At 63.1% G+C, this 25105-nt stretch carries 24 protein-coding genes; 20 read left to right on the top strand and 4 right to left on the bottom strand.

What is annotated here, in order from left to right; genetic code table 11:
* Positions 1-6: 6 nt before the first annotated feature.
* Positions 7-1158, bottom strand: a complete 1152-nt coding sequence (gene ydcS / locus PVV54_RS20660; RefSeq protein ID WP_274907015.1) for a putative ABC transporter substrate-binding protein YdcS — start codon at positions 1156-1158, stop codon at positions 7-9.
* A 155-nt stretch (positions 1159-1313) separates the two neighbouring features.
* Between ydcS and PVV54_RS20655 the strand changes: the two genes are divergently transcribed.
* The 15 genes from PVV54_RS20655 to PVV54_RS20585 all read left to right on the top strand — a co-directional run bounded on the left by PVV54_RS20655 (position 1314) and on the right by PVV54_RS20585 (position 17316).
* Positions 1314-2000: a tellurite resistance TerB family protein gene (locus PVV54_RS20655; RefSeq protein ID WP_274907014.1), complete on the top strand. Its 687-nt coding sequence runs from the start codon at positions 1314-1316 to the stop codon at positions 1998-2000.
* Positions 2001-2106: 106 nt separating this feature from the next.
* The gene (locus PVV54_RS20650; protein WP_274907013.1) at positions 2107-3729 is read left to right on the top strand and encodes a methyl-accepting chemotaxis protein; all 1623 of its coding nucleotides are present in this window, start codon (positions 2107-2109) and stop codon (positions 3727-3729) included.
* Positions 3730-3734: 5 nt separating this feature from the next.
* Positions 3735-4241, top strand: a complete 507-nt coding sequence (locus tag PVV54_RS20645) for a chemotaxis protein CheW (RefSeq protein WP_274907012.1) — start codon at positions 3735-3737, stop codon at positions 4239-4241.
* A complete protein-coding gene (locus PVV54_RS20640; protein ID WP_274907011.1) occupies positions 4238-5482 on the top strand; it encodes a CheR family methyltransferase in 1245 nt (414 codons plus the stop codon). Before PVV54_RS20645 ends, PVV54_RS20640 begins: the two co-directional genes overlap by 4 nt.
* On the top strand, positions 5479-6138 hold the full coding sequence (locus PVV54_RS20635; protein ID WP_274907010.1) for a chemotaxis protein CheW: 660 nt from the start codon (positions 5479-5481) through the stop codon (positions 6136-6138). Before PVV54_RS20640 ends, PVV54_RS20635 begins: the two co-directional genes overlap by 4 nt.
* The gene (locus PVV54_RS20630) at positions 6135-8405 is read left to right on the top strand and encodes a hybrid sensor histidine kinase/response regulator (RefSeq protein ID WP_274907009.1); all 2271 of its coding nucleotides are present in this window, start codon (positions 6135-6137) and stop codon (positions 8403-8405) included. The genes PVV54_RS20635 and PVV54_RS20630 overlap by 4 nt, the downstream gene beginning before the upstream one ends.
* Positions 8402-9415, top strand: a complete 1014-nt coding sequence (gene cheB, locus PVV54_RS20625; RefSeq protein WP_274907008.1) for a chemotaxis response regulator protein-glutamate methylesterase — start codon at positions 8402-8404, stop codon at positions 9413-9415. The genes PVV54_RS20630 and cheB overlap by 4 nt, the downstream gene beginning before the upstream one ends.
* Before the next feature lie 51 nt (positions 9416-9466).
* The gene (gene wspR / locus PVV54_RS20620; protein WP_274907007.1) at positions 9467-10471 is read left to right on the top strand and encodes a Wsp signal transduction system regulator diguanylate cyclase WspR; all 1005 of its coding nucleotides are present in this window, start codon (positions 9467-9469) and stop codon (positions 10469-10471) included.
* A 103-nt stretch (positions 10472-10574) separates the two neighbouring features.
* Positions 10575-11670, top strand: a protein-coding gene (gene prfB / locus PVV54_RS20615) for a peptide chain release factor 2 (RefSeq protein WP_274907006.1) whose coding sequence is annotated in 2 segments (ribosomal slippage) — positions 10575-10646 and positions 10648-11670 — 1095 coding nt in all. Because the reading frame shifts where the segments join, the coding sequence is not laid out codon by codon here.
* Between the two features lie 93 nt (positions 11671-11763).
* Positions 11764-13266, top strand: coding sequence for a lysine--tRNA ligase (gene lysS, locus PVV54_RS20610; protein WP_274907005.1), 1503 nt, complete (start codon positions 11764-11766; stop codon positions 13264-13266).
* Positions 13267-13453: 187 nt separating this feature from the next.
* Complete coding sequence (locus tag PVV54_RS20605) at positions 13454-14158, top strand: TetR/AcrR family transcriptional regulator (protein WP_274910477.1); 705 nt, start codon at positions 13454-13456, stop codon at positions 14156-14158.
* A 28-nt stretch (positions 14159-14186) separates the two neighbouring features.
* Positions 14187-14735, top strand: a complete 549-nt coding sequence (locus PVV54_RS20600) for a hypothetical protein (RefSeq protein ID WP_274907004.1) — start codon at positions 14187-14189, stop codon at positions 14733-14735.
* A 43-nt stretch (positions 14736-14778) separates the two neighbouring features.
* Positions 14779-16098, top strand: a complete 1320-nt coding sequence (locus PVV54_RS20595; protein ID WP_274907003.1) for a flavohemoglobin expression-modulating QEGLA motif protein — start codon at positions 14779-14781, stop codon at positions 16096-16098.
* Positions 16070-16993 (top strand): alpha/beta hydrolase, encoded by a 924-nt coding sequence (locus PVV54_RS20590; RefSeq protein WP_274907002.1) that lies wholly within the window; start codon positions 16070-16072, stop codon positions 16991-16993. The genes PVV54_RS20595 and PVV54_RS20590 overlap by 29 nt, the downstream gene beginning before the upstream one ends.
* Positions 16990-17316 carry a hypothetical protein gene (locus PVV54_RS20585; RefSeq protein WP_274907001.1) on the top strand — a complete coding sequence of 109 codons (327 nt, stop codon included), beginning with the start codon at positions 16990-16992 and terminating at the stop codon, positions 17314-17316. The genes PVV54_RS20590 and PVV54_RS20585 overlap by 4 nt, the downstream gene beginning before the upstream one ends.
* A gap of 114 nt (positions 17317-17430) precedes the next feature.
* On the opposite strand, the gene PVV54_RS20580 is transcribed toward PVV54_RS20585, so the two are convergent.
* The 3 genes from PVV54_RS20580 to PVV54_RS20570 form a co-directional block, all read right to left on the bottom strand.
* Positions 17431-18219 carry an OmpA family protein gene (locus PVV54_RS20580; RefSeq protein ID WP_274907000.1) on the bottom strand — a complete coding sequence of 263 codons (789 nt, stop codon included), beginning with the start codon at positions 18217-18219 and terminating at the stop codon, positions 17431-17433.
* A 50-nt stretch (positions 18220-18269) separates the two neighbouring features.
* Entirely contained in the window at positions 18270-18674 is a 405-nt protein-coding gene (locus PVV54_RS20575; protein WP_274906999.1) for a DUF4398 domain-containing protein, read from the bottom strand.
* A 191-nt stretch (positions 18675-18865) separates the two neighbouring features.
* Complete coding sequence (locus PVV54_RS20570; protein WP_274906998.1) at positions 18866-19210, bottom strand: pilin assembly protein; 345 nt, start codon at positions 19208-19210, stop codon at positions 18866-18868.
* 171 nt (positions 19211-19381) lie between these two features.
* Between PVV54_RS20570 and ppc the strand changes: the two genes are divergently transcribed.
* From ppc to PVV54_RS20545, 5 genes are all read left to right on the top strand, one after another.
* Positions 19382-22009, top strand: coding sequence for a phosphoenolpyruvate carboxylase (gene ppc, locus PVV54_RS20565; protein WP_274906997.1), 2628 nt, complete (start codon positions 19382-19384; stop codon positions 22007-22009).
* A gap of 257 nt (positions 22010-22266) precedes the next feature.
* Positions 22267-22917 (top strand): adenylate kinase, encoded by a 651-nt coding sequence (gene adk, locus PVV54_RS20560; protein ID WP_274906996.1) that lies wholly within the window; start codon positions 22267-22269, stop codon positions 22915-22917.
* Positions 22918-23134: 217 nt separating this feature from the next.
* Positions 23135-23809, top strand: a complete 675-nt coding sequence (gene tsaB / locus PVV54_RS20555; protein ID WP_274906995.1) for a tRNA (adenosine(37)-N6)-threonylcarbamoyltransferase complex dimerization subunit type 1 TsaB — start codon at positions 23135-23137, stop codon at positions 23807-23809.
* A 130-nt stretch (positions 23810-23939) separates the two neighbouring features.
* Entirely contained in the window at positions 23940-24227 is a 288-nt protein-coding gene (locus PVV54_RS20550) for a hypothetical protein (protein ID WP_274906994.1), read from the top strand.
* A 3-nt stretch (positions 24228-24230) separates the two neighbouring features.
* The gene (locus PVV54_RS20545; protein ID WP_274906993.1) at positions 24231-25100 is read left to right on the top strand and encodes a DUF72 domain-containing protein; all 870 of its coding nucleotides are present in this window, start codon (positions 24231-24233) and stop codon (positions 25098-25100) included.
* Positions 25101-25105: the final 5 nt, after the last annotated feature.

The following is a 25105-nucleotide window of genomic DNA, read 5'->3' as shown; positions in this document are numbered from 1 at the left end:
CAAAACTCAGCGCCCGCCCATGATGGCAATGTAATCCTGCGTCCACCGGCTATACGGCACGAACTTGCCCCCCTGCGCCTGCGGCGTCTTCCAGAAGGCAATCTTGTCAAAGTTGTCGAAACCATTGGTCTTGCACCCTTCGGCGCCCAGCAGCTCACTGCCGGTACAGGCCGCCGGCACCGCCGGCAACGAACCGAACCAGGCCGCCACATCACCCTGCACCTTGGGCTGCAACGACCAGTCCATCCACTTGTAGGCGCAGTTGGGGTGCTTGGCCTCGCTGTGCAGCATGGTGGTGTCGGCCCAGCCAGTAGCGCCTTCTTTCGGAATGGTCGAGGCCACCGGCTGGTTGTCGGCCTTCAGGCTGTTGACCATGTAGCCCCATGAGCTGGACGCCACCACGCCTTCGTTCTTCACGTCGCTCATCTGTACCGTGGCGTCATGCCAGTAACGGTGAACCAGCGGTTGCTGCTGGCGCAGAAGGTCGAGCACCGCCTTGTACTGGGCTTCGGTCAGTTCGTAGGGGTCTTGAATGCCCAGTTCCGGCTTGGCCGATTTCAGGTACAGCGCCGCATCTGCGATGTAGATCGGCCCGTCGTAGGCCTGCACTCGGCCCTTGTTCGGCTTGCCGTCGGGCAGGTTTTGCGGCTCGAATACCACGGCCCAGCTGGTGGGCGCTTGCTTGAAGGCATTGGTGTTGTACAGCAATACGTTCGGGCCCCACTGGTATGGCGTGCCGTACACCTGCTTGTCGACCACATACCAGCCGCCGTTTTGCAGGCGTGGGTCGATGTTTTTCCAGTTGGGGATCAGGGCGGTGTTGATGGGCTGCACTTTTTTGCCGACGATCAGCCGCAATGATGCATCACCGGAGGCCGTGACCAGGTCGTACCCGCCCTTGTTCATGAGGCTGACCATTTCATCGGATGTGGCGGCGGTTTTCACGTTGACCTTGCAGCCGGTTTCCTTCTCGAACCCGGTAACCCAGTCGTAGGCCTTGTCGCTCTCGCCGCGCTCGATGTAGCCCGGCCAGGCGACGATATCCAGGCTGCCTTCCCCAGCCCCCACGGCCTTGGGCAAGTCGGCGGCCTGCAGGCTGGCGCTGGCCAGCAAGGCGCCTACCACGGCACCGAGTGATGCAGTCTTGAGCACTGGCATGGTGTTCCCTCTTGGTGGAGATCTTGGTCTTGGCGAAATCGAGTCTAGTTGGCTTTTTGCCAGCCAATGCAACATCCCGAAGCAAATCCGTGGGTGGCCTGCGATCCGTCAGGCTTTACTCTGGCCGTTAACTTTCCATGCATGGAGACGTGCACATGAACACCCGCGGCCTGCTCGACCAACTGCTTAAATCCGGCCAGCAAATGCTCAACAAACAGTCAGGCGCCAGCAAACCCGCTTCGGGCTCGGGCGGCCTGGGCGGCCTGTTGTCCGGGGCCGGTGGCGGGGCGCTGGCGGCAGGTGCCATGGGCTTGCTGATGGGCAACAAAAGCGCCCGCAAGTACGGCGGCAAGGTGCTTACCTATGGCGGTTTGGCCGCCTTGGGCGTGTTGGCCTACAAAGCCTATGGCAACTGGCAGGCCAACCAGGGCAAGGGGCAGGGCACCGAACCGCAAACCCTCGACCGCCTGCCACCCGCACAGGCCGAACAGCACAGCCAGGCGGTATTGCGTGCACTGGTGGCCGCGGCCAAGTCCGATGGCCATATCGATGACCGCGAACGCGCCCTGATCGAAGGCGAGTTCACCCGCCTGGACAGTGATCGCGAGCTGCAGCACTGGCTGCATGCCGAGCTCAACAAACCCCTCGACCCGGCCGAAGTCGCCCGCGCCGCGCAAACCCCGGAAATGGCCGCTGAAATGTACCTGGCCAGCGTGATGATGGTTGATCAGGAAAACTTCATGGAGCGCGCCTACCTCGACGAACTCGCCCGCCAGCTGCGCCTGGACCCGGCGCTGCGCCAAGAGCTGGAGAACCAGGTGCGGCAAGCCGCTGCGCAGTAAGCTGGCATATGGCCTGATCGATCTCAATTCAGCCGCAAATCCACACGAAGCCTGGGCTATACTTCGGCGATTTTTCCCGCTCGTTGTGAATTCCTGAGGGCTGAATGTGAAGAACTGGACCTTGCGCCAACGGATCCTGGCAAGTTTCGCCGTGATCATCGCCATCATGCTGCTGATGATCGTCGCCGCCTACTCGCGGCTGCTGGCGATCGAGAGCGCCGAAGAGGCGGTGGGTACAGACAGCATCCCCGGGGTTTACTACAGCTCGATGATCCGCAGTGCCTGGGTTGACAGCTATGTCACCAGCCAGCAGTTGGTGGGGCTGTCCAAGCACCGCGAGATCACGGCGGCCGACATGGAACTGTTCAAAAGCTTCGATGACCGCCTCAAGCAGCACATGGCCAGTTACCAGGGCACCATTCAGGCCAAGGACGACCAGGAAAGCTTCGACGTCTTCATCAAGCTTGAAGAAAAGTACCTGGAGATTGTCGGCCAGGTGCTGGACGCCTATCGCGCGCACAATTACGCGGAAGCCGAGCGACTGATCATCGATGTGCTCACCCCGGCCTGGGTAGAAGGCCGCAAGCACTTGAACACGGTGATCGAACGCAACCGCGAAGCTGCCGACGCGGCTACGCATGAAATCGTCAACGCCGTTAACACTGCCAAAGGCAGCATGATGGTGTCGCTGCTGCTGGCAATCGTCGCCGCCGGCATCTGCGGGTTGCTGCTGATGCGTGCCATCACCGCCCCCGTTCAGCGCGTGGTGCACGCCCTCGACAAGTTGCGCTCGGGCGACCTGAGCATGCGCCTGAGCCTGGACCGCAAGGATGAGTTCGGCGCCATCGAAAGCGGCTTCAATGAAATGGCCGAGGCGCTGGCCAACCTGGTTGCCCAGGCCCAGCGCTCGTCGGTGCAGGTAACCACTTCGGTGACCGAAATTGCCGCCACGTCCAAGCAGCAGCAGGCCACAGCCACTGAAACGGCCGCCACCACCACCGAGATCGGCGCCACCTCACGGGAAATCGCCGCTACTTCGCGTGACCTGGTGCGTACCATGACCGAAGTCACCAGTGCCGCCGATCAGGCCTCCAGCCTGGCAGGCTCTGGCCAGCAAGGCCTGGCGCGCATGGAAGACACCATGCACCAGGTAATGGGCGCGGCCGACCTGGTCAACGCCAAGCTGTCGATCCTCAACGAAAAGGCCAGCAACATCACCCAGATGGTGGTCACCATCGTCAAGGTGGCCGACCAGACCAACCTGTTGTCGCTTAACGCCGCCATCGAAGCGGAGAAAGCCGGTGAGTATGGCCGTGGTTTCGCCGTGGTTGCCACCGAAGTGCGGCGCCTGGCCGACCAGACTGCCGTGGCAACCTACGACATTGAGCAGATGGTGCGCGAGATCCAGTCGGCGGTGTCGGCCGGGGTCATGGGCATGGACAAGTTCTCCGAAGAAGTGCGCCGTGGCATGTTTGAAGTGCAGCAGGTGGGTGAGCAACTGAGCCAGATCATCCACCAGGTGCAGGCACTGGCGCCACGGGTGCTGATGGTCAACGAAGGCATGCAGGCACAGGCCACGGGCGCCGAGCAGATCAACCAGGCGCTGGCGCAGCTCAGCGACGCCAGCACCCAGACGGTCGAGTCGCTGCGCCAGGCCAGCTTCGCCATCGATGAGTTGAGCCAGGTGGCCGCTGGCCTGCGCGGCGGTGTGTCGCGCTTCAAAGTCTGACCGCCATGACCGACCTGCATCCTCTCACGGCCGGGGCGGCCAGCGCCAAGGGCGTGTTGTACCTGCAGTTTCGCCTCGGCGAGCAGCGTTTCGCGCTGGACGTGCGCGAGGTGATCGAGGTGCTGCCGCGCCGGCCACTCAAGCCGATCGCTCAGGCACCTGCCTGGGTTGCCGGCATTCTTGCCCACCGCGGGGTGCTGGTGCCGGTCGTCGACCTGTCTGCACTCGGCTTTGGCCAGCCGGCAGCCGACCGCACCAGCACGCGCCTGGTGCTGGTGCGCTACCGTGCCAGGCATCAGCTTGGCCTGGTGCTGGAGCAGGCCACCGACACCCTGCGCTGCCCGCCCGGGGAGTTCCAGCCGTATGGCCTGGACAATGCCGAGGCGCGATACCTGGGCCCGGTTCGCCGGGATGCCCAGGGCTTGCTGCAGCGTATCGAGGTGGATGACCTGCTGACCGATGCCGTGCGTGAACTGCTGTTCCCTCCAGTGGCCGTGCAGGAGGCCCCATGAACGAGCGTTTCTTCCGCTTCTTGCAGCAGCGTATTGGCCTGGACGTGGAGTCGGTCGGTGTGCCAATGGTCGAGCGGGCGCTGCGTCAGCGCTGTGTGGCGTTGAATGCGGCCGATCTGGATGATTACTGGCTGCGGCTGCAACAGTCGACCGAGGAGCAGCAGGCACTGATCGAGGCAGTCATCGTTCCGGAAACCTGGTTCTTCCGCTATCCCGAATCGTTCACCGCGCTGGTGGGCCTGGCCCACAAGCGTTTGGCCGAACTCGCTGGCGAACGGCCCCTGCGCCTGTTGAGCCTGCCGTGTTCGACCGGGGAGGAGCCGTACTCGCTGGCCATGGCCTTGCTCGACGCGGGGATGAACCCAGCGGCGTTTCACATCGACGGTATCGATATCAGCGGCCATTCGGTGGCCAAAGCGACGCAAGCTGTGTACGGGCGCAACTCGTTCCGCGGGCGCGAGCTTGGGTTTCGCGAGCGGCATTTTCATGCAGAGGGCGACAACCATCAACTGGATGAGCGGGTGCGCCAGCAGGTGACGCTGGAGGTGGGCAACGTGCTCGACCCGACGCTTGCCAGCCGCAGCGGCCGGTACGACTTCGTGTTCTGCCGCAACCTGCTGATCTACTTCGATGTGCCCACCCAGCAACGGGTATTTGAAGTGCTCAAGCGCCTTGCCCATGAGCAGGGCGTACTGTTTATTGGCCCCGCCGAAGGCAGCCTGCTGGCGCGGTTGGGCATGCGGCCTCTGGGCATCGCCCAGTCGTTTGCCTATGTACGCCAGCCGCTCGGCCCGCCGCCTGTATCGGCGGTGCTGGCGCACCGCATGTCCACTTCCATCGCGCCGATCCGGCCTTCGCCGGTAACGCCTGTGCGGCCTCACCGTAATCCGACGGTTGCCACAACAGCACCCGTGCAGCGCGACAGCGAGGCCGAATTGCTTGCCAGCATCGCACGGCTGGCCAATGCAGGCGACAGTGCCCAGGCGCGCGCCAGCTGCCAACGCTATTTGCAGCAATTTGCGCCCAAGGCTCAGGTGTACTACTGGCTGGGCTTGCTCAGCGATACCGAAGGCGATGCCACCCAGGCGCTGACCCATTACCGCAAGGCGCTGTACCTTGAGCCGCAGCATGCCGAGGCGTTGCTGCACCTGGCCACGTTGCTGGCGGCACAGGGTGATGAAGCCGGCGCCAGGCGCTTGCAGGAACGTGCGGCGCGCGCTGGACGGGAGTCTGAACGATGAATGTCGAACACGCAGTCGAACTGCTGGCGCAGGACGAGCGCATCGACGATTGCTGGAACCGCATCGGCGTGCGCGGTAACAAACAATGCCCGCTGCTGGAACGGCATATCCACTGCCGCAATTGTGACGTGTACGCCGCGGCCGCCACTCGCCTGCTGGACCGCTATGCCCTGGTGCAGGATGAGCAGGTCGATGATGCACCGGTGCAGACGTGTGCCGGGCGCTCGCTGTTGCTGTTCCGCCTGGGCGAGGAATGGTTGGCGCTGGCCACCGCCTGCCTGGCTGAAATTGCCCAGGTGTTGCCGGTGCACTCGCTGCCGCACCAGCGCTCACGCGTGTTGCAAGGCGTTGCCAATGTGCGTGGGGCCTTGGTGCCATGCCTGTCGCTGAGTGACCTGCTGGCCGTGGAGCACGGCGGTGGGGTGGCTGGCACGGGCCGGGCCATGCCGCGCATGCTGATCCTGAGCGCAGCGGGCGGCCCCGTGGTGATGGCGGTGGACGAAATCGACGGTATCCATCGGCTCGATCCGGTGGTGATGGATGGCGCCCATGAGGCAGCCCCCTTCACCGCCGCGGTATTGCAGTGGCGCGGGCGCAGTGTCCGCGTGCTGGACGAACAACAATTACTGTCTGCCGTGCAGCGGAGCCTGTCATGACCCCTGAGCAAATGCGCGACGCATCGTTGCTCGAACTGTTCAGCCTCGAAGCCGAGGCCCAGACCCAGGTGCTTAACGCCGGCCTCATCGCGCTGGAGCGCAACCCGACCCAAGCCGACCAGCTGGAAGCCTGCATGCGTGCGGCCCACTCACTCAAAGGCGCCGCACGGATTGTCGGTATCGATGCCGGTGTGAGTGTTGCCCATGTGATGGAGGACTGCCTGGTCGCGGCCCAGGAAGGCCGCCTGTTGCTGCGCGCCGAACACATCGACGCGCTGTTGCGCGGTACCGACCTGCTGATGCACGTTGCCACCCCCGGTGATCCGGCTGGCGAGGCGGCTGTTCCCGCCTTCCTGGCCCAGATGGCAGGCCTGCTGGACCCCACCGGCGCGCTTGCCATTGCCGTGCCCGCACCTGTGCTGGCGCCTGCGCCCCTTGTGGCCGAACCTGAAGCCATCCTGCCAGAACCCGAGGCTGAGCCTGCGCCACGCAAGGCTGCCAAGCGGGGGGCAGAAGGCGGCGAGCGGGTGTTGCGGGTAACCGCTGACCGCCTCAACAGCCTGCTCGACCTTTCCAGCAAATCCTTGGTCGAAACTCAGCGCCTGAAGCCTTACCTGGCCACCTTGCAGCGCCTCAAGCGCATGCACGGCCAAGGCATGCGGGCACTCGACGGCCTTAAAGGCCAGTTGGAAAGCACCGGCCAGAGTGCCGAGGTGCTTGAGGCCCTGGCCCAGACCCAGCGCCTGCTGGTGGAAACCCAGCAAATCCTGCAGCAGCAGGCCGCCGACCTTGACGAGTTCGGCTGGCAGGCCAGCCAACGCGCGCAATTGCTGTATGACACGGCTCTGGCGTGTCGTATGCGCCCGTTTGCCGACGTGCTCACCGGCCAGAGCCGAATGGTGCGTGACCTGGGCCGTTCATTGGGAAAGCAAGTGCGCCTGCTGATCGACGGCGAAAAGACCCAGGTCGATCGTGATGTGCTGGAAAAGCTCGAAGCGCCGCTGACCCATTTGCTGCGCAATGCGGTCGACCACGGTATCGAAATGCCCGAACAGCGCTTGCTGGCGGGCAAGGCGGAAGAGGGCACCATTCGCCTGCGGGCCTCGCATCAGGCCGGCATGCTGGTGCTGGAACTGACGGACGACGGCGGTGGCATCAACCTGGAGCGGTTGCGCCGGGGCATCGTCGAACGCGGCCTTTCGCCGCTTGAAACCGTGGAGCAGATGAGCGAGGCCGAGCTGCTGACGTTCCTGTTCCTGCCTGGCTTCAGCATGCGTGACAAGGTCACGGAGGTGTCTGGGCGGGGTGTCGGGCTGGACGCGGTTCAGCACATGGTGCGCGAACTGCGCGGCGCCATCGAGCTGACTCAGGTGGCCGGCCAAGGCTGCCGCTTCCACCTGGAAGTGCCGCTGACCCTGTCGGTGGTGCGCAGCCTGGTGGTGGAGGTGGGCGGCGAAGCCTACGCCTTCCCGCTGGCTCATATCGAACGCACGCTGGAGGTGGCCAGCGATGAAATCGTGCAGATTGAAGGGCGCCAGCACTTCTGGCACGAAGGCCGACACATCGGCCTGGTGGCCGCCAGCCAGTTGCTCAACCGGCCTGCTGCGCAACATGATGAAAGCAGCCTGCGGGTGGTGGTGATTCGCGAGCGCGAGCAGCTGTATGGCGTGGCCGTGGAACGCCTGATCGGCGAGCGGGTGCTGGTGGTGATGCCGCTGGACCCTCGCTTGGGCAAGGTGCAGGACATTTCGTCCGGGGCCTTGCTGGACGACGGTTCAGTGGTGTTGATCGTGGATGTCGAAGACCTGCTGCGCTCGGTGGAGAAACTACTCAGCACCGGCCGCCTGGAGCGCATCGAGCGGGGCGGGCAGCATGGCCGGGGCCTCAGCCGCAAGCGCGTGCTCGTGGTCGACGATTCGCTCACCGTGCGCGAACTGCAGCGCAAATTGCTGGGCAACCGCGGTTATGACGTGGCCGTGGCGGTCGATGGCATGGACGGCTGGAACGCCCTGCGCAGTGAAGACTTTGACCTGCTCATCACCGACATCGACATGCCGCGCATGGACGGTATCGAACTGGTAACCCTGGTGCGCCGCGACCAGCGCCTGCAATCGCTGCCGGTGATGGTGGTGTCGTACAAGGACCGTGAAGAAGATCGCCGACGTGGCCTGGATGCCGGCGCCGACTACTATTTGGCAAAAGCCAGCTTCCACGATGATGCGTTGCTGGATGCCGTGGTAGAACTGATCGGAGGTGCTCAGGGATGAAGATCGCCATCGTCAACGACATGCCCATGGCCGTTGAGGCGCTGCGCCGGGCGCTGGCCTTCGAGCCTGCGCACCAGGTGATCTGGGTGGCAGGCAATGGGGCAGAAGCGGTGCATAAATGCGCCGAGGATACCCCCGATCTGATCCTCATGGACCTGATCATGCCGGTCATGGATGGCGTTGAGGCCACGCGGCGGATCATGGCCGATACGCCGTGTGCCATCGTCATTGTTACCGTCGACCGCAAGCAGAACGTGCACCGGGTGTTCGAGGCCATGGGCCATGGCGCCCTGGATGTGGTCGACACCCCCGCGCTTGGGGCCGGTGATGCGCGCGAGGCGGCTGCGCCGTTGCTGCGCAAGATCCTCAACATCGGCTGGCTGATCGGCCAGCAGCGGCCCAGTGCCACCAAAGCGGTGTCCGCGCCATTGCGTGAAGCCTCGCAGCGCCGTGGCCTGGTGGCAATCGGCTCCTCCGCCGGTGGGCCGGCAGCCCTTGAAGTGCTGCTCAAAGGCTTGCCGAAAACCTTCCCGGCCTCCATTGTGCTGGTTCAGCATGTGGACCAGGTGTTCGCCGCGGGCATGGCCGAATGGCTAGCCTCGGCCAGCGGTTTGCCGGTGCGCCTGGCCCGCGAAGGCGAGCCACCGCAGCCGGGGCAAGTGTTGCTGGCAGGGACCAACCACCATATCCGCCTGCAACAAAACGGCGAATTGGCCTACACTCCCGACCCTGTCAATGAGATCTACCGGCCTTCGATCGATGTATTTTTCGAAAGCGTGGCGCGCTTCTGGCGCGGTGACGCAGTGGGGGTGCTGCTTACCGGCATGGGCCGAGATGGCGCCCAAGGGCTGAAACTGATGCGCCAGCAGGGCTTTTTGACCATTGCCCAGGACCAGGCCAGCAGCGCGGTATACGGGATGCCAAAGGCCGCCGCGGCCATTGACGCAGCCGTGGAAATCCGCCCGTTGGACCGCATTGCCGGGCGCTTGATGGAACTCTTTGCCAAATGACGACATGTAATGAGTCACACCGCTTGGGCGGCAGTGAACAGGTGAATACGGATGACTGATCTACCGATCGAAGGTTTTGCGACCACCGACGAAAATTCCGCGATGGTCCTTCTGGTCGATGATCAGGCGATGATCGGCGAAGCGGTGCGCCGTGGCTTGGCCCACGAAGAGAACATCGACTTCCACTTCTGTGCCGACCCGCACCAGGCCGTGGCCCAGGCCATGCGCATCAAGCCCACGGTCATCCTGCAGGACCTGATCATGCCGGGCCTCGACGGCCTGACACTGGTGCGCGAATACCGTAACAACCCGGCAACTCAAGACATCCCGATCATCGTCCTGTCGACCAAGGAAGACCCGCTGGTCAAGAGTGCCGCGTTTGCTGCCGGGGCCAACGATTACCTGGTCAAGCTGCCGGACACCATCGAACTGGTGGCGCGCATTCGCTATCATTCGCGTTCCTACCTTACCCTGCTGCAGCGCGATGAAGCCTACCGCGCCCTGCGCGTGAGCCAGCAACAGTTGCTGGACACCAACCTGATGCTGCAGCGGCTGATGAACTCCGATGGCCTGACCGGGCTGTCCAACCGCCGCCACTTCGACGAGTACCTCGAACTGGAGTGGCGCCGGGCCATGCGCGAACAGCAGCAGTTGTCGTTGCTGATGATCGATGTGGACTACTTCAAGGCCTACAACGACAGCTTTGGGCACCTGGCCGGAGATGAGGCGTTGCGGCAGGTGGCCGAGGCCATTCGCGGCTCCTGCTCGCGGCCATCCGACTTGCCTGCGCGCTATGGTGGCGAAGAATTCGCGCTGGTGCTGCCCAATACGTCCCCAGGTGGCGCGCGGCTGGTGGCGGAAAAGCTGCGCCAGACGGTGCATGGCCTGAACATTCCGCATACCGCGCCGCAGGCGGACTCTCGGTTGACGGTGAGTATTGGCCTGGCGACCCAGACGCCAGCGATTGGCAGCCATTGCCGGCAGCTGATTTCGGCCGCGGACAAGGGCCTCTACCAGGCCAAGAACAGCGGGCGGAACCAGGTCGGCATCGCCTGACCCATGCGCATGGCAGTGCCTGCCGCCCGGCGGGTCTGCCGCCGTGCTCCAGACTCGGTTATACTCCCCGGCTTTTCACCGAATTCTTGCGAGTAGGCCGCCCATGGAAATCCAACCGATCCTCAACACCATCAAGGACCTCACCGAACGTTCCCAGTCCATTCGGGGGTATCTTTGACTACGATCAAAAGCATGACCGCCTGATCGAAGTCAACCGCGAGCTGGAAGACCCCAACGTCTGGAACAAGCCCGAGTACGCCCAGGCCCTGGGCCGTGAGCGCGCCATGCTGGCGCAGGTTGTCGACACCCTGGACAAACTGTCCGGTGGCCTGAACGACAGCAAAGACCTGCTCGACATGGCCGTCGAAGAGGGTGATGAAGGCGCTGTAAGCGACGTCGTGACCGAACTGGAGAGCCTGGAAGAATCCCTGGCCCAGCTTGAGTTCCGTCGCATGTTCAGCGGCGAGATGGACATGAACAACGCCTACCTGGACATCCAGGCCGGCTCCGGCGGTACCGAAGCGCAGGACTGGGCCAACATCCTGCTGCGCATGTACCTGCGCTGGGCCGACAAGCGTGGGTTCGATGCCACCATCATCGAACTGTCCGAAGGTGAAGTTGCCGGTATCAAGGGCGCCACCGTGCACATCAAGGGCGAGTACGCCTTTGGCTGGCTGCGCACCGAAATCGGCGTGCACCGCCTGGTGCGCAAAAGCCCGTTCGACTCCGGCGCCCGTCGCCACACCTCGTTCTCGGCCGTATTCGTATCGCCGGAGATCGACGACAAGGTCGAAATCGACATCAACCCGTCCGACCTGCGCATCGACACCTACCGCTCCTCGGGTGCCGGTGGTCAGCACGTCAACACCACCGACTCGGCGGTACGTATCACCCACGTGCCGACCAACACCGTGGTGGCGTGCCAGAACGAACGCTCCCAGCACGCCAACAAAGACACCGCCATGAAGATGCTGCGGGCCAAGTTGTACGAGCTGGAAATGCAAAAACGCAACGCCGCTTCGCAGGCGCTGGAAGACAGCAAGTCCGACATCGGCTGGGGCCACCAGATCCGCTCGTACGTGCTGGACGACTCCCGCATCAAGGACCTGCGTACCGGCGTCGAGCGCAGCGACTGCCAGAAGGTGCTGGACGGCGACCTCGACCAGTACCTGGAAGCGAGCCTCAAGCAGGGGCTGTAAGCCGCACACCACCGCCGCGATACGAGGCAACCGGCCCGTATCGCGTGCCCTGCCCGACAGGGGCAACGAACACCTGATGGAAAGAATGACGACATGAGCGACCTCAACACCCAACCGCAAGACCTGCAACAGGAAGAAAACGCCCTGATCGCCCTGCGCAAGGAAAAACTTGCCGCCGAGCGCGCCAAAGGCAATGCCTTCCCCAACGACTTCCGCCGCGACAGCTACTGCAACGACCTGCAGAAGCAGTACGCGGACAAGACCAAGGAAGAGCTGGAAGCTGCAGCGATCCCGGTCAAGGTGGCGGGCCGCATCATGCTCAACCGTGGCTCGTTCATGGTGATCCAGGACATGACCGGTCGCATCCAGGTCTACGTCAACCGCAAGACCCTGCCGGAAGAAACCCTGGCCGCCGTCAAAACCTGGGACTTGGGCGACATCATTAGCGCCGAAGGCACCCTGGCCCGCTCCGGCAAGGGCGACCTGTACGTCGAAATGACCAACGTGCGCCTGCTGACCAAGTCGCTGCGCCCGCTGCCCGACAAGCACCACGGCCTGACCGACACCGAGCAGCGCTACCGCCAGCGCTACGTCGACCTGATGGTCAACGAAGAAACCCGCCACACCTTCCGTGTGCGTTCGCAGGTGATCTCGCACATCCGCAAATTCCTCATCGAGCGTGACTTCCTCGAAGTCGAAACCCCGATGCTGCAGACCATCCCGGGTGGCGCGGCGGCCAAGCCGTTCGAAACCCACCACAACGCCCTGGACATGGCCATGTTCCTGCGTATCGCGCCGGAGCTGTACCTCAAGCGCCTGGTAGTGGGTGGTTTCGAGAAGGTCTTCGAGATCAACCGCAACTTCCGTAACGAAGGTGTGTCGACCCGGCACAACCCTGAGTTCACCATGCTCGAGTTCTACCAGGCCTACGCCGACTACCGCGACAACATGGACCTCACCGAGGAACTGTTCCGCGAGCTGGCGCAACTGGTGCTGGGCAGCACCGACGTGCCGTACGGCGACAAGGTGTTCCACTTCGGCGAGCCGTTCGTACGCCTGTCGGTGTTCGACTCGATCCTCAAGTACAACCCAGAGTTGACCGCCGCCGACCTGCAGGACGTTGACCGCGCCCGCGACATCGCCAAGAAGGCCGGTGCCAAGGTGCTGGGCCATGAAGGCCTGGGTAAACTGCAGGTGATGATTTTCGAAGAGCTGGTCGAGCACAAGCTGGAGCAGCCGCACTTCATCACCGAGTACCCGTTCGAAGTGTCGCCGCTGGCGCGCCGCAACGACGACAACCCGGCTGTGACCGACCGCTTCGAGCTGTTCATTGGCGGCCGCGAAATCGCCAACGCCTACTCCGAGCTCAACGATGCCGAAGATCAGGCCGAGCGCTTCCTGGCCCAGGTGGCCGAGAAGGACGCCGGTGACGACGAAGCCATGCACTACGACGCCGATTTCGTCCGCGCCCTGGAGTACGGCATGCCGCCGACTGCCGGTGAAGGCATTGGTATCGACCGCCTGGTGATGCTGCTGACCAACTCGCCGTCGATCCGTGACGTGATCCTGTTCCCGCACATGCGCCCACAGGCCTGAGTGTGAACTGAACGAGCCGCCTTTAGGGGCGGCTTTTTCTTGTCTGAAGCTTTATGTTGTCTGTACTGGCCCTATCGCGGATGAATCCGCTCCTACACAGGCAGCGCAGCCCTGTAGGGGCGGATTTATCCGCGATTGGCCCGCACAGAATACCCACTTCCCCGAGGTAACCCCCGTGACCCCCGCAATGCCTCACCCAGGCGCCGCAGGCATCGCCACCGCCGTCGCCGAAAGCGTGCAATACCAAGGCCGCAAGACCGCCCGCCAAGGTAGCGAGCAACGCCGCCAGCAAATCCTCGATGCCGCCATGCGCATCGTCGTGCGCGATGGCGTGCGTGGCGTACGGCACCGCGCAGTGGCCGCCGAAGCCGAGGTACCGCTGTCTGCTACCACGTATTACTTCAAGGACATCGAAGACCTGCTCACCGACACCTTCGCCCAGTACGTCGAGCGCAGCGCTGCCTACATGGCCAAGCTGTGGGCCAACACCGAAGTGGTGTTGCGCCAGTTGCTCGCCCAAGGTGATGGCAGTGTGCAGTCTCGCGCACGGTTGGCCGATGAAGTGGCACGCATGACCGCTGACTACGTCTCGCGCCAGTTGCTCAACCGCCGTGACTACCTCATGGCAGAACAAGCCTTCCGTCAGGAGGCATTGCTGTGCCCGCGCCTGGCCGAGCTGGTGCGCGCCCACGAGCAGATTTTGCTGCACGGTGCGCGGCAGATGCTGCAGGTAGTCGGCTCGCGCCAGCCGGAACAGGACGCCCAGATGTTGACGGCGATTATCGAGCAGATGGAATATCAGGGCCTGCTCAAGGATGCCGATGCGCAAGCCGACGGGCAGATGCTCGCTATGCTTACCCGTTACCTGCATTTGGTGCTGGCATCGGCCTGAGCAGAGCCCGAACTTCAAGGAGAACCTGATGAAAGCCTGGCGTGTGGTGTTGTTGACGTTGTCATTCCTGCTGCTGGGCGGTTGTCTGGTGACCTTTCATGAGCCGCTGCCGAGTAACCAGGCGGCGCCCAAGGCCTTGCTGGGCAAGTGGAGCAGCAAGGATGCCTGGGGTGAGCCGCTGAAACTGGTGATCAGCCGCAGCGGTGCCGATGCCTATAAAGCCGTGGCCACGGCCAAGGGCAAAAAGCCTGAGGAGTACGTGTTCACGGTGTCGCGCCACGGTAACCGTTGGTACCTGTCGGCTGGCGTGCCCAAGCGCCTGGGTGGGCATTTCCTGATTGGCGGTTTCGATATCGTCGAGGGCAAGGAGCTGGTGCTTTACAACCTTGATGTAGAGCAGGTGCAGCAAGCCGTGGACAAGAAAGAACTCACCGGGCGTAGCACCGAAGTGCCGGAAGACAACGGCGAGGGCGTGTTGATCGACAGCCCGTCGGCGCGTGTGCTGGCGTACCTGGACGACCCGGCCAACTCGGACCTGTTCGTTGAGGTGGCGCGGTTCCAGCGATCCGGCAAATGACCACGAAGGTTGTGAAATCCCTGTAGGAGCGGCTTTAGCCGCGATGAGGCCGGCACAGGTATCCGGTTCAAGAAAGGAGTCCCCGGTGGACGAATACCAACAAACCATCCGCACCCTGTCCGACCGTATCGTCGCGGCCCAGACCCCGATCCGCGTACTGGATGCCGTGAAATGGGACGAAAACATCCGCCAGGGCTTCCTCAAGGCCAAGGGCAAAGAGCCGCCTGCCATCGATCGTGACTATTACCTGGGCCGACCATTGTCGTTCGACTCGAACGCGGTCAAGGCAGAGTTCCAGGCGATCGAGCGCGACATCATCCGCCAGCTTGGCCAGTTCAACCCGGTCGGGCAGATCATGAAGCGCATGTGCCGTGAATACCGCATGGTGGTGCGCATGCTCGAAGCCCGCGGTACCGAGGACTTCGGGCTGATTTCCCAGGAACTGTACGGCGCCGCGTCCGACGCCTTCCACGCCGGTGACCCGACCCTGGCTGACTTGGGCCTGATGCTGTCCGATTACCTGAACAACATTGACGGCCGTGGCGACCTGAAGGACGAGCCGAAGAACCTGACCGCCAAAGAGGCGGTTGAAATCCTCCAGCGCCGCCTGAACAAGGTGTTCGGCGAGGCTGAGGAAACCATCCGCGTGTTCGAGTCCGACGGCATCGTCGCCGATGCGGCAGCAGGCGCCGACTACATCAAGGTGCGTGCCGACGCCATGTTCAACAACCGCGACGTGCGCGCGCTGGAGGTGCATGAAGGGTTGGTGCACGTGGGTACCACGCTTAACGGCCTTAACCAGCCAATCTGCACGTTTTTGGCCAAGGGCCCACCCTCGTCGACGGTGACCCAGGAAGGCCTGGCGATCCTCATGGAGGTCATTGCCTTCGCCTCATACCCCAGCCGCCTGCGCAAACTCACCAACCGCACCCGCGCCATCCATATGGTCGAGGAGGGCGCCGATTTCATGCAGGTGTTCGCGTTCTTCCGCGAGCAAGGCTTCGAGATGGCGCAAAGCTACAGCAACGCCAGCCGGGTGTTCCGTGGCTCGGTGCCCAATGGCCTGCCGTTTACCAAGGACTTGTCCTACCTCAAGGGTTTCATCATGGTTTACAACTACATTCAGTTGGCCGTGAAGAAGGGCAAGCTCGAACAGATTCCGCTGCTGTTCTGTGGCAAGACCACCCTGGAAGACATGCGCACCCTGCGCCAATTGGTGGAAGAGGGGTTGGTGGAGCCGCCCAAATACCTGCCGGAGCAGTTCCGCGACCTTAACGCCCTTTCGGCCTGGATGTGCTTCTCCAACTTCCTCAACCACCTGAGCCTGGACCGCATTGAAGCCGATTACGCGAACATTCTCTGAGTGCTGCCGCCGCTTGGCCCTGGGGCTGATGCTGCTGGGGCTGGGCGGGTGCAGCAGCCTGCTGTTCTACCCGGAGCCTGGCCAGCCATTCACGCCGGAGCGGGCCAAGCTTGAGTACCGCGACCTCACCTTGGTCACCTCGGATGGCATAAGGCTGCACGGTTGGTGGCTGCCGGCCAAGGCTGGGGTGGCGGTCAAAGGCACAGTGCTGCACCTGCATGGCAATGGTGGCAACCTGCCTGGGCACTTGGGCGGCAGCTACTGGTTGCCGGAGCAGGGCTATCAGGTGCTGATGATTGACTATCGTGGCTATGGCCTGTCGCAGGGCAAACCTGGCCTGCCGGAAGTCTACGAGGACATCGCCGCCGCCATGGCGTGGCTCGACCAGGCCCCGGAAGTAAAGGGCAAACCGCTGGTGCTGCTGGGGCAGAGCCTGGGTGGCGCGATGGCCATTCATTACCTGGCAGCCCACCCCGATCAGCGTCAGCGCTTCAGTGCGCTGGTGTTCGATGGTGTGCCCGCCAGTTATCGCGCAGTGGGGCGTTACGCCCTGAGCACTTCGTGGCTGACCTGGCCGTTGCAAGTGCCTTTGTCGTGGCTGGTGCCGGACGGCGACAGTGCGATTCGTTCGATCGAGCAACTGAGCAGCCCGCCGAAGCTCTTCTTCCATAGCATCGACGACAACCTGGTACCGATGGACAACGGCATCCGCCTGTACCAGCACGCGCCGCCCCCACGGGTGTTGCAACTGACCCGGGGCGGCCACGTGCAGACCTTCGCCGACCCGACCTGGCGCCAGGTGATGCTGCGTTTTCTGGACGACCCCAGCCATTTCAACGGCCTGCGGCGGCTTGCCGAAGTGCCTAACTACCCAGACGAGAAGAACAAGCAATGAGTGAAGAACGCAACGCCATCCCGCTGATCCTGACCGGTGTCGGCAGCATCATCGTGACGGTGGGGGCCCTGTGGTATTACGGCTACCTGCATTTTGCCAAGCCGGAGGATGCGCTGCTGTTGCAGGACTACACCATGCTCAAGACCGTGCCCGGTGAAGACTACAAAGTCTCGCTGGACCCGGCGCCGCAGGTGGCACAATGCCTGGATGGGGTGTTGGTGCTGTTCGATACCCAGCAGAAGGGGTTGACGGGGGTTTTGGTGGATAACCGCAAGCGGGCGGTGCGTTGCATGGGGGAGGAAACGCCGCAGCAGGTGCAGTAATCCGAAATCTCTACTGCCTGTAAGGGCCCTTCGCGGCTTAAGCCGCTCCTACAGGGGATCACCTATCCCTTGTAGGAGCGGCTTCAGCCGCGAAGGGCCCTTACAGGTTAAGACTTATTGAACCTGGCTAACCGCGCGCGGAGCCACCGGTTGATTGTCGTTGGAGATAGTCACCTCCACCCGACGGTTCTGTGCCCGGCCCGAGTTGCTGCCGTTATCGGCCACCGGGTACTCCTTGCCATAGCCTTGGGCCACGATGCGAGCAGGGTCTACACCAGCACGCACCAGCGCCATGCGCACGGCGCCAGCGCGGCGCTCCGACAGGCTCTGGTTGTAATTAGCCGAACCGACGCTGTCGGTGTAACCCTCGACGATCACCTTGCGCTCAGGGTTTTCCTGAAGGAACTGCGCCAGTTTGGTCACGTTCGGGTAGGCGTTGCTCTTGAGTTCGGCCTTGTTGAAGTCGAACAGCACATCGCCGAAGGTCACCAGTGTGCCACGATCGGTTTGCTTGGCGTTCAGGCTGTCCTGCAGCTTGGCGATCTGCGCATCACGGGCGTCCAGTTTGGCCTGGGCACGTTGGGCGGAGGCGTTTTTCAACTCGGCCTCGGCCGTACGCAGGGCAATGGTCTGCTTGGCCACTTCCACACGCTGGTTGGTCAGGTAGGCCAGCTGGTCGACCTTCTTGCTGTCCTCACGCTCCATGTAGGCTTTGTCGGCCTTGTTCAGCCAGTCCTGGGCGTCCTTGGTTTCAAGCGCTGCAACCTTGCTCGCCTGAGGGTCGCTTTGCAGCGCCGAGAAGTTGGTGCGGGCCGATTCCAGGTTGGCGTTCGGGTCGTGGGAGCAGGCAGCAAGGCCAACGCTCAGGGCCAGCAGGGCGGGAATCATGACGTAGTTGCGCATAGTGTTCATCCTTTGATCGATTGCGAAAGCGTAGGGGGGCGGGCGAGCGCTTACTGCGCGCTACGCAGGCCTTCCTGACGCACGTCCTGAACACCCTCGCGGGCATCCTGCACGGCCTTCTGGGCCTTGGCTGCCTGGGCTTTGCGTTCGGCAACCCGTGCGTCCCACTCGGCCTGTTGCGCCAGCAGCTTGGCTTCGTCGTACTTTTTGTCGTGCATGGCGATTTCCGCCTGCTTGAACTTGTCCTGGGCCGCTTTCATTTCCACGGCGGCGAACTCGGTGCCGCCAGCGCTGACGGCGGAGTTCACGGCGGACTGAGTCACGGCGTATTGCTCGGTAGGTGGGTTGCCCGCACAGCCTGCCAGTATCAGGCTGCTGCCCAGGGCCAGTGCAGCCAGTTTGAGGCCGCGCACGGGGGTGGACGAAAGGCGGGTTTTGATAGTGGTCAGTTCCATTGGATCACTCCTGATGACGACAATGTCCGTAGCAGTCCAGCGCTGTACCGCAGTATTCATGCGGGTTTCAGCGTGGTGGCTATTGGCTGTGACTCAGGCGTTTTTTTGATAGTTCAGAAATTTTTTGCCGGGATGGGTGAAATCTGAATGGGATGAGCGCCGGTTTGCGGCGCTGCATCCGCAATGGAGGATTACTCCGCGCTGTCCTTGCCCGGTGTGCTCAGGTCATGCAAATGATGGCGGGAGAGGGCGAGAAAGCGCGGGGTAGGGCCGATGTCTTCGTACAGCGGGTCACCTTCTTCATCAGTGGCGACGACACGCTTGCCCTGCACGTAAGGGAAGCTGGCCTCAAGCTCTGTGAGCGCGGCCGCGACCAGTTCACCGAGCAGTTCTTCGGCCTTGCGTTTGGGGTACATCTCGATCAGCGCGGCCAGGCGCGCTTCGGACTCCAGGTCCAGGTGCAGCACATGGCTGGTCGGGCTCATGCGCCCGGCGGCGTTTTGTTCCCAGTGCTGCGTGAGTTCGCGGATTTTCATGTTCACCTCGGTCAACGCCTTTAAAGGCTGCATTGCATCGGAGTGCGTTGCCTTAACTTTAGTTTGCTTTGGCGTATCGCGGCTTGCCATGGCGCCCTGGCTGTAGGCACTCTTGGGGCAACGGCGTTTCAAGGACAAGTGTGCGGGCCAACCGCACCTGAGAGAGGGCCAATGACCGATATCGATGTGCGTTTGCGTGAAGATGTCCATCTGCTGGGTGAACTGCTCGGCGAGACCATTCGCCAGCAGCATGGCGATGCGTTCCTGCAGAAGATCGAGGACATCCGCCACAGTGCCAAGGCCGACCGTCGAGGGGCCGGGGAACAGTTGAGTTCGACCCTGGCGGACCTGGCTGAGGAAGACCTGCTGCCGGTAGCCAGGGCCTTCAACCAGTTTCTCAACCTGGCGAACATGGCCGAACAGTACCAGCTGATTCGCCGCCGTGACGCTGAGCAGCCTGAGCCCTTTGAGGCGCGGGTACTGCCCGAGTTGCTGGCCCGCCTGAAGCAGGCCGGGCACAAGGACGATGCCCTGGCCCGGCAATTGGCCAAGCTCGACATCCAGTTGGTGCTTACCGCCCACCCTACCGAGGTGGCCAGGCGCACGCTGATCCAGAAGTACGACGCCATCGCCGGCCAGTTGGCCGTGCAGGATCACCGCGACCTCACCCCGGACGAACGCCAGCAGGTGCGCGAGCGCCTGCGCCGGCTGATCGCCGAGGCATGGCACACCGAAGAGATCCGCCGCACCCGGCCTACCCCGGTGGACGAGGCCAAATGGGGCTTTGCGGTGATCGAGCACTCGTTGTGGCATGCGATCCCCAATCATCTGCGCAAAGTCGACAAGGCCCTGTACGACGCCACCGGCCTGCGCCTGCCGCTGGAGGCGGCGCCCATCCGCTTTGCTTCGTGGATGGGCGGCGACCGGGATGGCAACCCCAATGTCACCGCTGCCGTGACCCGTGAAGTGCTGCTGCTGGCACGTTGGATGGCGGCCGATCTGTTCCTGCGTGACGTCGACGCGCTGGCGGCCGAGCTGTCCATGCAACAGGCCAGTGATGCCCTGCGTGAGCGTGTGGGCGAGAGTGCCGAACCTTACCGGGCGGTGCTCAAGCAGTTGCGCGACCGGTTGCGGGCGACCCGTGCCTGGGCCCATGCGTCGTTGGCCAGCAGCCAGCCTGCCAGTGCCGAGGTGCTGGTGGACAATCGTGACCTGATTGCCCCGCTGGAGCTGTGCTACCAGTCACTCCACGAATGCGGCATGGGCGTGATCGCCGATGGCCCACTGCTCGACAGCCTGCGCCGTGCAGTGACGTTCGGCTTGTTCCTTGGCCGGCTGGATGTGCGCCAGGATGCCGCCCGGCACCGCGATGCATTGTCGGAGATCACCGATTACCTGGGCCTGGGCAGTTACGGGGACTGGAGTGAAGAGCAGCGTATCGAGTTTCTGCAGGCCGAGTTGAAAAACCGCCGACCTTTGCTGCCGGCGCATTTCAAACCCCAGGCCGAAACCGCTGAAGTGCTGGCCACTTGCCGGGAAATTGCAGCGGCACCGGGCGCATCGCTGGGGTCTTACGTGATTTCCATGGCGAGCGCGGCTTCCGATGTACTGGCTGTGCAGCTGCTGCTGAAGGAAGCTGGCCTTACTCGCCCGATGCGGGTGGTGCCGCTGTTCGAAACCCTCGCCGACCTGGACAACGCCGGCCCTGTGATGGAACGGCTGCTGGGGTTGCAGGGCTATCGTGCAGGGCTGCGTGGGCCACAGGAGGTCATGATCGGTTACTCCGATTCGGCCAAGGACGCCGGTACAACGGCAGCTGCCTGGGCCCAATACCGCGCGCAGGAAAGCCTGGTACGTATCTGCCGCGAGCATCAGGTCGAGTTGCTGCTGTTTCACGGCCGCGGCGGTACCGTGGGCCGTGGTGGCGGGCCGGCGCATGCGGCAATCCTGTCGCAGCCGCCGGGGTCGGTGGCGGGGCGCTTCCGTACCACCGAGCAGGGCGAGATGATTCGCTTCAAGTTCGGCCTTCCGGGCATTGCCGAGCAGAACCTCAACCTTTACCTGGCCGCTGTGCTGGAAGCCACCTTGTTGCCGCCGCCACCGCCAGAGCCCGCCTGGCGCGAGGTAATGGACCAATTGGCTGCCGATGGCCTCAAGGCATACCGCGGTGTGGTGCGTGAAAACCCGGATTTTGTTGAGTATTTCCGCCAGTCCACCCCCGAGCAGGAACTGGGACGCCTGCCGCTTGGTAGCCGCCCGGCCAAACGCCGTGCTGGAGGCATCGAAAGCCTGCGGGCCATTCCGTGGATCTTCGGCTGGACCCAGACCCGCCTCATGCTGCCGGCCTGGCTGGGCTGGGAAACCGCGTTGAACAATGCCCTGGCGCGGGGGCAGGGGGCACTGCTAGGGCAAATGCGTGAGCAATGGCCGTTCTTCCGCACCCGTATCGACATGCTGGAGATGGTGCTGGCCAAGGCCGATGCTGAAATCGCCAAGGCCTACGACGAACGTCTGGTGCAACCGGGGTTGCTTCCTTTAGGTGCGCACCTGCGCGACCTATTGTCGCAGTCATGCCAGGTGGTGCTGGGTCTGACCGGGCAGCCGGTGCTACTCGCCCACAGCCCCGAGACGCGGGAATTCATCAGCCTTCGCAACACGTATCTGGACCCGTTGCACCGCCTCCAGGCCGAGCTGCTGGCGCGTTCACGCAGCCGCGAAGCCGCTCTGGATAGCCCGTTGGAGCAGGCCCTGTTGGTGACGGTGGCTGGCATCGCCGCCGGTTTGCGCAACACCGGTTGATGAGTGGGGGCATTGCCGCTGCGCAGGGGCAGGGGATGGGTATGGCCAGGTGGGAAGAGGGGGTTGCGATGGGCGCAACCCGTCGCGGCTGACGATACAAATGGCACAATCCTGCAACTTTGGGACGCTTGTCTGGCTGACGGGCGCTGTGTATCTTGAGCAGCCTTCTGACCGATTTATGGTCATACCCGATTTTCCGGACTTGGCCCTGGTCGCCGAATCCATTGAATTTCATAAAAAAATTTGAGGAGCACGAGATGCGCGTAATTCTGCTGGGAGCTCCCGGGGCCGGTAAAGGTACTCAGGCAAAGTTCATCACCGAAAAGTTCGGTATCCCTCAGATCTCCACCGGTGACATGCTGCGTGCCGCCGTCAAGGCCGGTACCCCGCTGGGCCTGGAGCTGAAGAAAGTCATGGACGCTGGCCAGCTGGTGTCCGACGAGCTGATCATCAGCCTGGTCAAGGAGCGCATCGCCCAGCCGGACTGCGCCAATGGCTGCCTGTTCGACGGCTTCCCGCGCACCATCCCGCAGGCTGAAGCCATGGTCGCTGCCGGTGTCGACATTGATGCCGTGGTCGAAATCGCCGTGGACGACGAAGAAATCGTTGGCCGCATGGCGGGTCGCCGTGTGCACCTGGCCTCGGGCCGCACCTACCACATTCAGTACAACCCGCCGAAAGTGGAAGGCAAGGACGACGTTACCGGCGAAGAGCTGATCCAGCGCGACGACGACAAGGAAGAAACCGTTCGTCATCGCCTGTCGGTCTACCACACCCAGACCAAGCCGCTGGTGGACTTCTACCAGAAGCTGTCGGCCGCCCAGAACGGCAAGCCGAAGTACAGCCACATCGAAGGCGTGGGTTCGGTCGATGCCATCACTGCCAAGGTGCTGGCAGCCCTGAGCTGATCCATCATCTGACGCAGCGGCCGCTTTTTTGTGGGAGCGGCCTTGCGTCGCGATTGGGCTGCAAAGCAGCCCCCTCGATTTTTGCCGTGTCGCTGACATCCTGGGGCCGCTTCGCGGCCGTTTCCGACCGGTGCGGCGTTCCGACAAGGCCGCTCCCACAGGGGCCGCAGCTGCTCTATACTGCCGCTCTTTTCATTTGCACCTGGATACCCGTTCGATGACCACCCTGCTGGCCCTGGATACCGCCACCGAAGCCTGTTCCGTCGCGCTGCTGCACGATGGCAAGGTCACCAGCCATTATGAGGTCATCCCGCGCATGCATGCGCAAAAGCTGCTGCCGATGATCAAGCAGCTGCTGGCAGATGCCGGGGTGGCCCTGAGTGATCTGGACGCCATCGCCTTTGGCCGCGGGCCGGGAGCCTTTACCGGTGTGCGCATTGCCATCGGCGTGGTGCAAGGCCTGGCTTTCGCCCTGGAGCGCCCGGTGTTGCCGGTATCCAACCTGGCGGCTCTGGCTCAGGGCGCCCTGCGCGAACATGGTGTGCAACAGGTGGCGGCTGCCATCGATGCACGCATGGACGAAGTGTACTGGGGTTGCTACCAGGCCGTGGACGGCGAAATGCGCCTGGTTGGCCAGGAATCTGTATTGCCGCCGGAGCGTGTTGCGCTGCCTGAATCATGCAGTGGTGACTGGTTTGGCGCCGGTACAGGCTGGGGCTATGCGGACCGCCTGGCTGTGCAAGCCAGTGCCAGCAATGCCGCCGCACTGCCCAACGCCCTCGATATCCTGGAGCTGGCCCGCTTTGCCTGGGCACGTGGCGAGGCAATCGTCGCCGAGCAGGCGCAACCGGTTTACTTGCGCGATAATGTAGCTACGCCCAAGGCACGTTGAGTGCAGTTCGTCGGTTATCGCGGTTTTCGATAAACCTTTGGCGTGAAGTGTGGTCCAGTTATCACTCGAGCATTAGCGATGGAACTCTGATGCTGTTAGATTGCCATCATTGGTCCTGAGTGCTCACTCCATGCGTATCGACGGTTTCTCATCGCAGTCCTATCCGGTCAAGCGCACCCCGCGCAAGGCAGCGGTGCGTGATGAACCCGTCGATGATGCGGAGCTGGTCGAGGAAACCGAAGTCATTCAGGACGCTGTTTCACGCCGCCGCACCGGTGGCCTGCCCGCCCGCCAGCAGGACATGATCTTCCCCCGCGCCCGGGACCGGCGTACCGCCACGGCCCTGGCCAGTTACCTCAGCACGGCCGGTTTCACCGATTGGGACATGGAAGTACTGGGGCTCGACCTGTACATTTGATGGATGACACCATCACCCCTGCCTTATTTTCTCGGTTGCCCGTCCTGGAGCGAAAACGCCTGGCGCGAGTACCTGTACCCCGCCGACGCTCGCAGCACTGATTTTCTTGGCCTGTACAGCCAGGTGTTCAACGCGGTCGAGGGCAACACCACTTTCTATGCCCGCCCGGCACCCGGCACGGTTGCACGCTGGGCGCAGCTGATGCCTGAGCATTTTCGTTTCACTGCCAAATTCCCGGGTGACATCAGCCACGTCGGCGACCTGCGTGAGCAACTCGACTCTGCCTTCGACTTCACCCGCCTGATGGCGCCCCTTGGGCAGCGGGTGGCCCCTTACTGGTTGCAGTTACCTGCACAGTTTGGCCCTGCGCGCCTGGGGGAACTCTGCCAGTTTCTCGATGAGATCGGTGTGCCGGTGGCGGTGGAGGTGCGTAACCAGGCCTTCTTCGCCAAAGGCGAGGAAGAGCGCATGCTCAATCGCTTGTTGCGCGAGCGTGGCGTCGAGCGCATTTGCCTGGACCCACGTGCACTGTTCAGCTGTTCATCACGTGACACCGCCGTGCTGGATGCCCAGGCCAAAAAGCCCAAAGTGCCGCCGCGCCCGGCTGCCTTCAGCCAGCATCCGCAGGTGCGCTTCATCGGCCACCCCGAGCTTGAAGCCAACGAAACCTTTCTTACGCCTTGGGTGGAAAAGGTCGCGCTGTGGATCGAAGAAGGCCGCAGCCCCTATATCTTCCTGCACACCTCGGACAACCGCCTGGCGGCCGCACTGGCCCAGCGCTTTCATCAGCGGCTGATGGCACGATTGCCCGGCTTGGCCGCGTTGCCGGAATTGCCACGCACACCAGAGGTCGAACAATTGGGGCTACTCTGAGCCTT

The organism is Pseudomonas sp. PSKL.D1 (assembly GCF_028898945.1).
Taxonomy (GTDB): Bacteria; Pseudomonadota; Gammaproteobacteria; order Pseudomonadales; family Pseudomonadaceae; genus Aquipseudomonas.
The sequence above is the reverse complement of the archived record's forward strand: the minus strand, read 5'-3'. Positions and strand labels throughout refer to the sequence as shown.